Consider the following 11,403-nt stretch of genomic DNA (forward strand, 5'->3'; position numbering starts at 1 on the left):
AGTTAGTCCGCGAGAAAAGGGCTGACCGCGCGGCAAATACACCTAAATCAGTGCTGCAATCTTGCCTGTCCACCGACTAAGCGCGTCAATTCAGGTAGCAGCGCTGCGATAATGCTTCCAGAAAATATGACTGGAGGCCACCCGCGGTGCGGGCGGGCACCCGTTACCTTGCGCCCAGATCTATTGAAATTCGAATAAATGAAAAAAACTTCTGAGTAGCTTGGGATGACATTGCGACGATCCTATAACTCAGGGTCGGCGAAATAATCACGTCCGACGAGATGGAATATTGTCTCCAAGGAGTGAAAAATGAAAATTTGGCCAAAGCCGCAGGATGTACTGCTCGATCAGTATTATACGTGTCAACAAGTCGCACGAAAACTATATGGCGTGTTCCAGGAGTATTTTGATCCGAACCAATATCAGCTAGTCGAGCCGAGCGCTGGCACCGGATCGTTTTTCAGACTGATGCCCCATGAGAGCCTCGCGTTTGATGTTGATCCAAAATATCCGGGTATCCGCACAGCTGATTTCCTATGCGTTGAAATCCGCAGCGAACGAGAGGTGGCTGTGATCGGCAATCCGCCGTTCGGCCGGAATGCCAGTATAGCAGTGCGCTTCTTCAACCATGCTGCGTGCCAGGCGAGTGTCATCGCACTCATACTGCCGAGATCAATTCGGAAGGCCTCCATAGAAAATCGCCTTGATCGTAACTTCCATCTAATCCACGAGGAGACTGTGCAGCGTGACGCGTTCCTATTCAGGTCCAAGCCGTACGATGTACCGGCTGTATTCCAAATCTGGGAGCGTCGCGATGACCTGCGAGAGTTGCAACATGTCGCGTTCCACCATCGGGATTGGAGTTGGACGACGCCAGAACGAGCCGACTTCGCGATACAGCGCGTCGGTGCGCGAGCAGGTCGCGTGCACCGAGACCTCACGCGGAGTCCGTCTTCCCACTATTTCATTCGAGGTAATGTGGAGCCAATAATGAAACGGCTCAACTTCGCCAAGGTCGCGCTCAACGTGGCGGGCAATCCGAGCTTATCAAAGTCGGAAATCGTGTCACTCTATCGCCAATTGACCGGGAGGTAAGCATTCGCCCGAAAAGCCATCATCTGAGATCTCCGCTTCCTTGGATACACTGGCTCCGCGACGTCGCACGGTTCGAATTTAAAGAATGCCGTGTTTGGCGGGCGAGGCGAAGCTCATGCAAATCATTCTGGGAAATTGTCACAGTCAAAATGGGCCTAACAGCCGATTCCAGCGGTTCAGAGGATAGAGCGAGCGAAACGTCGTCACACGCATCGTGGAGCGCATGGCGGCGTGCAACAAATTGCGATCTTCCGACGTTGCCGCCCAAGTCACTGGGACTTGGCGACCGTTAAGTGCTTCCACGATGTGAGTGCGCCTAGCTCCCGACAGCCGGTCAGCGATCTGGACGACGAGCAATGCAAACAGGCGCGGCATTTCGCGCATAACGAGGGCCGTGACATACGCGGCAATGACTACAGCAGTTAGTTCAACGATAAACATTCTATTTTCTCCTCCGACCTTCAGATCACCCTCTCCGCTCAATTTCTCTCCTGTTCTGGTTTGAAGACTTCGCTATCCGATCCTTCTGAAGCCAGAACAGGCAATGCGATATTCAGGGTGTTCGGCACCGGGCGTTACCGGTGCTCGGTGCCGACCCGATCTCAGCGGGATTTTTGCGCTGTCGCTGCCATGACATATTCGGGCGGGACGATTCCAGTACGGTCCCACCAACGCTCGGCGAGGCGCTTGCGAGAGTTGTCCGTCCGCAGCCAGTTCTGGCGAACCTTGCCGTAATCGCGGTGCTCCGGGTCATATCCTCGCAAGGTAATGAGGAAATGCACGTGCGGTGCGATTTCGGGCTGATCGTCGGTTTCCGCTTGGTGATGGATCGCCCAGTCGACGACCATGCCGCGGGCCACGAGATAGTCCTCGGCAAAGCCTTCGATCAGATTGCGCCAGAAGGCGAGGTCCTCATGGCGCGGCAGACTGCCAACGCAATGCGCGATGGTCGGCTCGTCGGGCCGATACCGGGCCGCATTCTCGTCCGCTTGTGCCCACAGCGCAATTCCCCCCAGCTTGGGTCCAGCGGCGCGGGCAGGAGCACATCGGCCCGCCGCCGCGAGGTCGGAGCGCGACGCCCAGTTCGGCGTCGGCCCCCATTCGTCGACGCTATTCTGGCGGTTGATGTAAGCGTAGCTCGCCTGCGCGGTTCGGTGCGTGCGCAAGAGTTCGGGGGTATAACGGCTTGAGCGTTCCCGGATCACATAGCGGGTGTTGAACGGGCGGATGTTGTGGATGGTCGTCATTTGGTACGTCTTTCTACAAAGGACAAAGGGACCGCATCGCAGCGGTCCGCTTGCTGATTTGGGTTTGATGGAGGGACGGAGAGACGGCGCCGCAACGGCTGCTGGACGTCGATTCACCGGATATTTAAAGCTGGTCGCTAGTCCGCGCCCTGACGGGCATGACAGCGGCTCGTCGCATGCGAAGCGTTGTGCATATGCACGCTCGCAGGCCTCGCTGCTCGCGCGACCCGAGCAGCGAGGCCATTTTGTCGTTCCATGGTGGGCTTACGAGTACGCTCGCTCATGTGTGGAACAGCCCGTCTTCGAAGCTAACCCATCTCGCGCTTTCGTCGCCCGCTGCAAGGCGTTGGCGATAGTCGCGATAATGATGCGCGAACGAGTCTGCACGGCGGATGGGGCGAGAGTTCCCGATATCGGCGAGCGCGGCTGTCAGATACTCGCTGGCATCGATCCAGTTGCGCAGCGCCAGCATCGTTTCGAAAAAGGGTTCCGGTCGCGCGCTGCGGAACGCCTCGACATGCGCCCACAGCATTAGCCGCGCGGTCGCGACGCGAAGCGCATGGTCTTCTGCTGCCGTCGGCGCGGAGCGCGACCAGGCAAGCTCGATGTCCACATCGCCGATCTCGGGCATCGGGATGGAGAAACGACGGCACGCAGTTCGCTCATCGAACCCATGGTCACCCATTGCGACGGGATCGATAGCTGTCTTGCCAAAGCAGAGTTCTGCAAGAGCCGGCTCGACGAAGAAGCGCCGGCTCATCGCGTCCATCGCCAACGTCATGCGATCGGCCGTGGACACGATCTGGACTGCGGCCGGCAACAGCGTCTTGTCGAGCAAGTGCGGCAATGGGATTTCCGACTTGCGCGCGTCGGAGACACAGATCGTGCTGACCCAGCGATGACCATCTTCTTGATCGACCATCGTCAGGACCGCCGCCGCAACCGGCCTGCGTGCCAGCGCCGGATGCTCGTCTGGTATGTCGTTGACAGGAATGCATGCCAGACCGATCACCTGCAAGCATTTGGGAAGTTGATACTCGTTCACGATATTCTCCTTTCGGAGGATCAGGGATCCGAGACAGAACTCCTGCCTCTTTTCCTTTCACCCTGTTCCTCGCTTCCCGCGTCAGCGTCTCCATTGTTCAGCGGGCGCGAAGGCGCGTCCCGCTTTTCCATCCGGCGGACATGCGAGGTCGGTCTGAGGCTGCGCCGCAGGCGTGATCGTCATTTTAAGAGAAGCAGACCCTCCCTGAGGGCCTGCCGATCAGCGTCCGCGGCCGCCGGGTTCTCGGCCGGGCAGCCCGCGAGCGGGCGAATGAAGGCGCTTCGACGACTTCGACCGCTTCGTCTTTTGCTTCGCTGTTCGCCGCTTGATCTCGAGCGACATGATCACCCCGGCGGCCGCCATATCCCCACCGGACCGCGCCGATGCCAGCGCGCGCTTCAACCGATCCGCCTCCTTCGGCGGATCGAACCGCACCGAACCGCGCTTGACCAGCAGCCACTCTTCGTCGAGCAGCGGATCGCCCATGTGCCGAAAGCGGTCCGCTTCGTTTGCCCGCGGCGGCGCTGCGGGCAGCAAGCCGGAATCGACCATAAGATCATGCAGGATATCGCTCCGCGTTTCCTGCTGAACCAACCAGGCGGCTCTGGTGCGGGCGCGTATGTCAGGCCGTGTCAGCCAATCGGCGCGGGGTCCGAGGGTGTTGCGCAGCGACTCCACTGTGTCCGGTGCCTTGGCATCCGCACGCCGCGCGAACAGGAAAGGGACAGGCGCAAGGCGCCACAGGGCGGCAGGGTCGGTTTCCTGATATGTGTCCATCAATTCGGCAGGGACCGGCGCGAGGTGCGTGGCAGGTCGATCAAGCCAAGATGCCCGTCGCTTCTGCTCCACGTCCCAAGCCGTTGGCCGGCGCGCCGGATCGATATCGGGCAGGTTCCTGAACATTTGCGCCCGCCTATCGACAATCGCAGAAAGCAGGTTCTGTCCCGCCTCGCTCCGGATGTAAGGGGTGTCGAACCACCCGCGGGGGTCGTCGTGCAGGTCGATCCGAAACGCGCCGCGCCAGTGCGCGATGCGGACAGGATAGGTCTCGATGACCGATTTTAGCGCTTGGAGCTGGTCGTTGGTCGGTCTGTCGGGAAATGGCCCATTGACTGGCGAGGCGGCGAGCCGCTCGTATAGATTGTCAAACTGTTCCCGCCCGTTGTTATGGATAGATAGATAATCGTCAGGGCGAACATCGCGTAGGGTCTTGGTCTGCTGCGCTGCGACAGGAACATATTCGTCGGCGGGAATATCATATTGTCGCGGCAGTTCTGCACGGGACGAAAGCTTGGCTGGCACTGGCTTTGGTTCGCGGCCGGGTGTGATCTCACCCAACCCCACCATGGCGAACCCGCGTGCGCCGAGCGATGCCATCGTCGGCAAGGGCTGATCGAGCGCGCGTGGCGGCGACAGCGCAAATTCTTGGTCGGCATCCCGAAGGCGGCCTGACGCGATTTCGCGGGTCGCCTGAATGCGCAGATCGCGCAATTTGATCCGCCGCCCAATCTCGGGAGTATCGCGCCAGCGCCTCACCGCCGCTTGCAGCCACGCGCTTTTGTCGACGAGATTATCATCATCCAAACCTGCCGGCCCGCGCTTGGTCAGCAACGCGCCGACTTGGGCGAGTTCCTTCTGCTGGGTATCGCGGATCGCCGGGAGCCGCTTTCGATAGGGTGCGGCATTCAAATCGACGCCGTGGATCAAATCCTGAGGATCGTCGACAGGAAGCACGACCAGGCGTCCATCGACTTCGCTGAGCAGGAGCGGCGTCTCGGCGATGCGCTTCATCACCGCATTGGGATCCAGCATCGTTGCGGAGCTGACCTCGTTGGACAGCATTGCGTCGACAACGCGGGTCGGCTCAGGGTTCTGGATCGCAAGTCCCAGGTCTCGATCGAGCCGTTCGCGAAGATCGGCGGCGGCGCGTTCGAGAAACTTCGCCTGCTCGCGGCGCTCGGCTATCGCGGCCTGTTCAACGACCAACTCCAGTTCGAGTTCATCGAGATAGGCTTCGGCCTCGTTACCCCGCCGGGTCCAGGCGTGCGACAGATAGGTATCGTGTCCGTCCTTACGCGCCTTGTCGGCATAGCCCGGGGCAAATCTCGCAACGATACGCGGATGGCTGCGCGCCATAGCGCACAGCGTTTCGATCTCGGCGGCCTCGGCGCGCAGCCGGATCGCGGCATGCTCGCGATCGCGAAGGTCGAGCGATAACCGCTCCAGCCGGTCGCGGTCGTCCGAAGTGCGGACTTCGCGCACGCGCGCTTCGCGTAATTCGAAAGCCGTATCGGCGTCCGCCAAATCTGCATCGCGCTTTGCTAACTGCCGCGCGAGCACGCGCGCCCAGCCAATCGCTGCATTGTCGAGCGACACATCCGGCGCGTCCCCGGCGCGTTCGAGTACGGTGGCCTTGCCGCCGACCTTACGCATGGTTTGCGCATCCAGCCCCATCTTCGCATAGGTTTCTGGCGAGAGGCGGTAATCAGCGTCAAACGCATCGAGTTCGACATTGACGAGACGGGCGATCTCGCACCGGAAGGGTTTCATGAAGCTGGTCGCTATTCGCGGCACGACGTGAACGTCGAACGCCAGTGCACCGTCGTCATCGATGGTTACCGCGCGCTTGCCGACCTGGAAATGCAGGTGCCAGTTCGTCAGATTATTGAGCGCGTCGGGTTCATGCCGCACGAACAGGGCGGGCACGACCCGATTTGCGTCAGCATCGCCGCTTTCGGATTTGGCGAGCGATTGCACCCAAGCGTTCGCGCCAACGAGAATGCGTTCGTGCGCCGCGCCGTCAAGATCGGCGGGCAGCTCCGCCTCGCCCGCGATGACCGCATAGCTGCCGCGACCTTCGCTGAGCTTCACCGGCGGATCCGCATCCGGCCAGCCGGGCAGCGCCGCGAGCCACTTCAGCGCGGCAGGCGCCTCCGGATCGATCCACGGCACACCAACCGACTGGCGCTTTTTGCCGAGCGCCTTGCCGCCATCCACCCGCCTCTGCTCGGCGTTGAGAATGTGACGCAGACCTTCGGGACAATCGGCGCGAAGCGCAGCGCCCGCCAGAAAAGCAGGCGCGATTTCATATTTGATGTTGAGACGCGGCGGCCCGGCGGATTTGTTCTGGCGCCGCCCAAACTCGTGCGCTTCGACCGCGTCCCACTGCCTGGCTCGCTTGACCGGATCCGGATCGAGCGTGGTGACAAGGATCTGGCGATGGTCATGGCCATGATCCTGCGTGTAGCGGTCGAACGTCGCAGCGGGCCGCTCCTCTGCCGCTATTTCCGGCTCCGCATTCGCATCGCCGATCTTACCGGTCGCATAATCATCGAACGCGGCCGCCGCTCGCTCGCGGGTTACGTTGCGCGCCAGGTGGAAGCTGCGCTCCCCCGCCGCGCTCGTTAGCCGGGATATGTCCGGCACGCTCGGAATGCCGAACCAGGCGCGCCGGGCGGGAGCTGCTTTCCCGCGCTCCCAGCGCTGCGCGGAATCGAGACTTGCCCGAACCTTGCCGCGCAGGAGCCCCAACGGATCATCGAGTTCGGTCTCCGCCAGGTCGAGCGGCAAGTCGCGGATGATCCGCTTTGCTGCGCGCCTGCGAAAAGTTCCGATCGGATCCATGATCTCCAGTCCACGCTTCCAAAGGCGGGCTGTGCCCGTCCTACCAGCCCGCGGCAGGCGCCCGCTCGGGAAGTCCCGAGCGAAACCGACCTTCCTAATCCGAAGGATATCATGTTGATGTTAGCTTCCACAATCGAAGAATGGGCAGCTAACCTATTTCGCAAAAAATATTCAGTTACTCCCGATATATTCTCGATATCTTATTCAGATATTATAGATACATTACCGATATTCCGAAAGCTATTTAGATAAGAGATTTTGAACTCGAACCGGATATCTCTCAGCATGAGAGAATATCGGCTTCAGATACTATCTGACTTGCAACGATACCGATCTCGGTGGCGGCGAAATCGTTCCAATATCCGGTATTTGGATATTTAAATGCTCGTTGTAATATCCATGCACCAATTTGCAGTGGAACAACGAGCTTGAATGTCAGGTTTTGGCGACGAACCGTGCCTTATCAGCGACAGAATGGCTCGTTGCCCATCGGGGCTCCAACCTACCAACCAAGCAAGGAGATAATCATGAAAAACTTGCTTGCAGAGGCCATAGCGCGCGTAATCGCTGAAGGTCTGACTGCGCATTCTGCTCAGATAGAAAAATTGACGCGCGAGCTTGAAGTCGCCATCATCCAAGCCGCCCAAGCGAGTGGCAAACCCGTCACGATCGAAACCATGTTCGCGGGCCAGGATCTGAATGGACCGGCTTTCGCCGACCTCCGCAAGACCTTGCGCAACCCTGGCCTGAAGCCTGAGGCGACGATCAGTGAATTGCGCAGGGCTGAAGGCTACTTCATACGAGCGCACGACGAATATATCGCCAAATATTCCGACGATCGGGCGAACGCCCTGCGTTGGGCGGAGCTCCGGCTTGCGATCGCACGACTCTTCTATGATGAGATGATCCGATCTTTACCTACTGCTTCACGTCCCCAAGCGCGGCCGAAGGCGGAGCGCTCAACAAGCGTCATCGGGTTCGAAATGGATGCTTTCTCTGCCGATGAGCAGGAAGCGCTTCGTCAAGCGATCAGTAATCGCGAGGATGCAATCAGGCAGTTGGAGACCATCATCCGCCGAGGCGACGCGACGTCGGACACTACGCACCTCATCTGTAGTTATTTGCGCGATCCGAACAAGATCGAGCAGGTAAACCGCTGGCTCACCGCCGAGCAGAGCAAGGCGCACCATAGCAACCCGGAACCTGAAAATGACGTCCAGCCGATGGCTGCCGTTGCCGAGCCGCTGCAGATGGACACTCCGCCGACCCGCAATGGTCAAGACAATGAAAAGCTGTGGCCGCCACGTCGGGAAGCACCTCGAACAGATCCGGTCGTTGCCCAGAAACTTGTCGAGTGGCTCCGGGTCGGCCCCAATAAGATTCGGAAACTGTACGCGCGGTCGTCTGCAGGGGATATTCGGCTTAACGCCCGACCGGACGCACCATCGGTCGCCGGCATGTTCGAGACCGCAGTTGACCACCCGTTGGTTCAAAATGAACTATCAGCAATATGCGCGCGTCTTGAGCTATAACACCCCTCGTTCGGCGCGGGTTGGGTCCTTTCACATACTTGCCTCTTTTGGAATTGGGCCGAGGCTGCCTAAGCTAGCGGGCGCGCAAAGTGATAGCGGCGCCTGCTTGTCGTGATAACGCCAAGACAGCACTAATTGCGCTACCGGATAGGGTTCAGCGAGACAGACCGCCCGCACCGATGATCGCCGACAACAGATGGCTTGTAAGCGCAGCCGCGCTCCTTCGGTAGGCGATTTCACCCCAATCATCCCAACGATGCACCCGCTCGGCGAGCCAAGCGAAGAGGTCATCACGCGATTTTGCATCGGCGAAGGACTGCGACCACGCGATATTGCGCGTCGGCATCCGCGCGCCAACCTTAAGTCCGGTCAACGTCACCAGGTATCGACTTCCCAAATCTTCGCGCGCGAACAGATGGCGACGAAACCCAACCTGCTGCTCAAAGGTGATCAGCGCCCGCTCTCGTGCCTCGGCGTCGAGCCCCTTGCTCGCACTGACCGCCGCCACAACCGCCGACATCGGCAGGCGCTCGAATTCCGGCTCGCGCGTGGCCTGCAGCATCATGAGGACCGACTTCCCCAATGAGCTCAATCCCCCATCGAAGACGTTCCTCCCCTCCGATGTCTCGACCATACCGATGCTGGCGAGCCAGCACTGATAGAATCGCCAGAACATCATGTCCCCGCCGAAAACATCGTGGTTGCTCTCCGTGCCAAACCAGCTCGCATTGATCGCGGTCATTACCCTCAGCATCAGTTCATGCTGTTCGGGTGCGAAGTGGACCGGCGGGAAGCCAAGTTCTCCTTCCCAGAAGGCGTCCCTGACGCTCGACCAATGGCGTCCCGCTGCATCCTCGTAGCCGCGCGGATTGGCTCGAAACCACCATCCCCATGGGAGCTCGCTGGCGTGGCGATCAAAGTCGGCCACGGCCACCTCCGCGACTGGGATCGAGGCCGATCGGCGGCGGCTGGTCGTCGCGCTGGGGCGCTGCGTCCCCCTCCGCGATCGCGCGCAGCTGGGCAGCGAGCGCAACCGTTTCCCGGACAACATAGGCATCGTCGCGATAGGTCCGTGCGAGTTCCGATGACTTGGGCCTGGAGGAACCCTGCGCATGCCTGGGAATGAGATCGTACGCATGATCGCAACTGAAGCCGAACCACCATGCGTGCGGGTCTTCGACCCGGTGATCGGTAGCGTGCGTTACCCGATGGTAGACCGCCGGGCGTAATGTCACGTGGCAGATACGGCGCGCCTCGACGGCTAAACGACGCGCCGGACTCGGCCCTTCCTCGCACAGTCTTGAATAGGTCAAACCGCCATGCACCTCGATCCCGATGTCCGACGGAACTGCGCCATTATCCCAGCCCCAGAGTGGGTGGTCGTGGGGAATGCCGACATATCCGGACAGAAAACCATCTTCCGTGTCACGCAAGATGATGCAGTCATAGCCACTCGCCTCGTCGCGCCAGCTGATCTTGTCCGCCTCTCCGAGCCACGGCCCCTTGCCATCGGGCCGCGCTGCCTGATCATAGAATATTTCTTCCGCGGGAACGACGCACGCGCGGGTCGCATAAGCGCGACCGGTTACGAGAACGACGCCGCCCTCTCGCATGACATCGCCTCCGTCGCCGATCAGCTTCGCCAGAGCGAGGTCGGAGCCGAGGATCGGCAGCAGTGTGCCGTCCGTGGCCGGCGCAACGGCAACCGTGGCTGCCTTTCGCATCACGGACGTCTTGCGCTGCCCAGCGGGCACTAGCGCCTTGGACTTGGTGGTTTTAGCCATTTCTTCTCTCCAGCTTAATCTGCGGCACGGATGCTGATCGCTTCCGGCTACGCGTCATGGTGCTGCCCCCGGGGCGGTCTCCGAGTGCGTATCATTTTCGCATGTCGGCCAAGCGATGATCGGTCCGAGACCCCAGGTTTCGCTGCCGAGTGGACTGCCCAGATGCGAGGGTGGGGAATGGTATCCCGACGGTGGTTCATGCGATGCCATCAGTAAGATTCGTAGTTACGTTATCGTTCGCTATATCAGACAACGACTAGAGTCAATCGGTCGGACGAAGTCGTTCGTTTGACCGAACGCTCTTTGATTCCTATGGCGTTGCTCTCATGTTAGGTTGTGTCGAGGGAGGTCATGGACATGTCGTTGGCGATGAGGCTGCAGAACCTTCGCACGGCAAAGCGGCAATCGCTTCAAACAGTGGCTGACGCCATCGGTGCGTCGAAGGCGCATATCTGGGAGCTTGAGAAAGGCACCGCCAAGAATCCGTCGATCGAACTTGTCCGAAAGCTCGCCGATCATTTTGAGGTATCTATCGCAAGCCTTGTCGGGGAGAAGCCGGACGAAGATAGCGATGACGAGCATTTGCTCGTCATGTACCGTGATCTGAAATCTCTCGATCACCAAGATCGCTTGGTTCTTGGAGACATTATAAAGGGAATGCAGAACCGTCGGTCCGGGCGGTAGCGGAGCGGGCGCTCTTAGCACTGGTTCTAATGCCCTACCCATACCGTCGTGGTCGTCACCGGCGCCACGTCCGCAGCAAAGGAGTTCGGCGCGGTCGGCGCTTTGGTCGATTCGGCTATTGCCGGTTCTGTCAGCCGGTCTTTGGGACGAATATTCGCATAGCGGACATTCGGCTCGATCGATCGAGGATGTTCAAGAAATTGGTAAGTTAACCGCGCTAGAATCCTTCCCATGAAATGGCTTTTTGTAATCGCACTCGCGCTGACCCCGCTTTCCGCGTCCGCGCAGGACATTAGGTCGTGTTGACAAAAGACTTCAGCCATAGGCGCGAGGCGGCGAGGTTGAGGAAGCTCTCGAACGAGAGAAGTGTCTTGTCGTATCGGGTGGCGATC

General features: G+C 59.8%; 9 protein-coding genes. 3 read left to right on the top strand and 6 right to left on the bottom strand.

The window, feature by feature from the left end; all coding sequences use genetic code 11:
* The first annotated feature begins 309 nt into the window (after positions 1–309).
* On the top strand, positions 310–1,095 hold the full coding sequence (locus ATE59_RS15280) for a hypothetical protein (RefSeq protein ID WP_003045092.1): 786 nt from the start codon (positions 310–312) through the stop codon (positions 1,093–1,095).
* Positions 1,096–1,239: 144 nt separating this feature from the next.
* Here the strand turns inward: ATE59_RS15280 and ATE59_RS15285 are convergent, their stop codons facing one another.
* The 4 genes from ATE59_RS15285 to ATE59_RS15300 form a co-directional block, all read right to left on the bottom strand.
* Positions 1,240–1,536, bottom strand: a complete 297-nt coding sequence (locus tag ATE59_RS15285; protein WP_003045088.1) for a hypothetical protein — start codon at positions 1,534–1,536, stop codon at positions 1,240–1,242.
* Positions 1,537–1,697: 161 nt separating this feature from the next.
* Positions 1,698–2,342, bottom strand: coding sequence for a MobA/MobL family protein (locus tag ATE59_RS15290; RefSeq protein ID WP_003045084.1), 645 nt, complete (start codon positions 2,340–2,342; stop codon positions 1,698–1,700).
* A gap of 280 nt (positions 2,343–2,622) precedes the next feature.
* On the bottom strand, positions 2,623–3,387 hold the full coding sequence (locus ATE59_RS15295; RefSeq protein ID WP_003045082.1) for a hypothetical protein: 765 nt from the start codon (positions 3,385–3,387) through the stop codon (positions 2,623–2,625).
* A gap of 219 nt (positions 3,388–3,606) precedes the next feature.
* Positions 3,607–7,011 (bottom strand): hypothetical protein, encoded by a 3,405-nt coding sequence (locus ATE59_RS15300; protein WP_003045077.1) that lies wholly within the window; start codon positions 7,009–7,011, stop codon positions 3,607–3,609.
* Between the two features lie 527 nt (positions 7,012–7,538).
* Between ATE59_RS15300 and ATE59_RS15305 the strand changes: the two genes are divergently transcribed.
* Positions 7,539–8,543 (top strand): hypothetical protein, encoded by a 1,005-nt coding sequence (locus ATE59_RS15305; RefSeq protein WP_003045075.1) that lies wholly within the window; start codon positions 7,539–7,541, stop codon positions 8,541–8,543.
* 154 nt (positions 8,544–8,697) lie between these two features.
* Here ATE59_RS15305 and ATE59_RS15310 read toward each other — a convergent pair whose 3' ends face one another.
* Together ATE59_RS15310 and ATE59_RS15315 are read right to left on the bottom strand one after the other, a co-directional pair.
* On the bottom strand, positions 8,698–9,471 hold the full coding sequence (locus ATE59_RS15310; RefSeq protein ID WP_040590200.1) for a hypothetical protein: 774 nt from the start codon (positions 9,469–9,471) through the stop codon (positions 8,698–8,700).
* Positions 9,458–10,327: a hypothetical protein gene (locus tag ATE59_RS15315; RefSeq protein ID WP_058813171.1), complete on the bottom strand. Its 870-nt coding sequence runs from the start codon at positions 10,325–10,327 to the stop codon at positions 9,458–9,460. The genes ATE59_RS15310 and ATE59_RS15315 overlap by 14 nt, the downstream gene beginning before the upstream one ends.
* Before the next feature lie 351 nt (positions 10,328–10,678).
* Here ATE59_RS15315 and ATE59_RS15320 point away from each other — a divergent pair, with 351 nt between their 5' ends.
* Positions 10,679–11,011 carry a helix-turn-helix domain-containing protein gene (locus ATE59_RS15320; RefSeq protein ID WP_003045066.1) on the top strand — a complete coding sequence of 111 codons (333 nt, stop codon included), beginning with the start codon at positions 10,679–10,681 and terminating at the stop codon, positions 11,009–11,011.
* Positions 11,012–11,403: the final 392 nt, after the last annotated feature.

The organism is Sphingopyxis sp. A083 (assembly GCF_001468495.1).
Taxonomy (GTDB): Bacteria; Pseudomonadota; Alphaproteobacteria; order Sphingomonadales; family Sphingomonadaceae; genus Sphingopyxis; species Sphingopyxis terrae.

What these genes read in the sequence shown, in the direction of transcription:
- ATE59_RS15290 (WP_003045084.1), bottom strand. Translation starts at nt 2,342, where the DNA reads ATGACGACCATCCACAACATCCGCCCGTTCAACACCCGCTATGTGATC.
- ATE59_RS15320 (WP_003045066.1), top strand. Translation starts at nt 10,679, where the DNA reads ATGGACATGTCGTTGGCGATGAGGCTGCAGAACCTTCGCACGGCAAAG.
- ATE59_RS15315 (WP_058813171.1), bottom strand. Translation starts at nt 10,327, where the DNA reads ATGGCTAAAACCACCAAGTCCAAGGCGCTAGTGCCCGCTGGGCAGCGC.
- ATE59_RS15280 (WP_003045092.1), top strand. Translation starts at nt 310, where the DNA reads ATGAAAATTTGGCCAAAGCCGCAGGATGTACTGCTCGATCAGTATTAT.
- ATE59_RS15285 (WP_003045088.1), bottom strand. Translation starts at nt 1,536, where the DNA reads ATGTTTATCGTTGAACTAACTGCTGTAGTCATTGCCGCGTATGTCACG.
- ATE59_RS15305 (WP_003045075.1), top strand. Translation starts at nt 7,539, where the DNA reads ATGAAAAACTTGCTTGCAGAGGCCATAGCGCGCGTAATCGCTGAAGGT.
- ATE59_RS15300 (WP_003045077.1), bottom strand. Translation starts at nt 7,011, where the DNA reads ATGGATCCGATCGGAACTTTTCGCAGGCGCGCAGCAAAGCGGATCATC.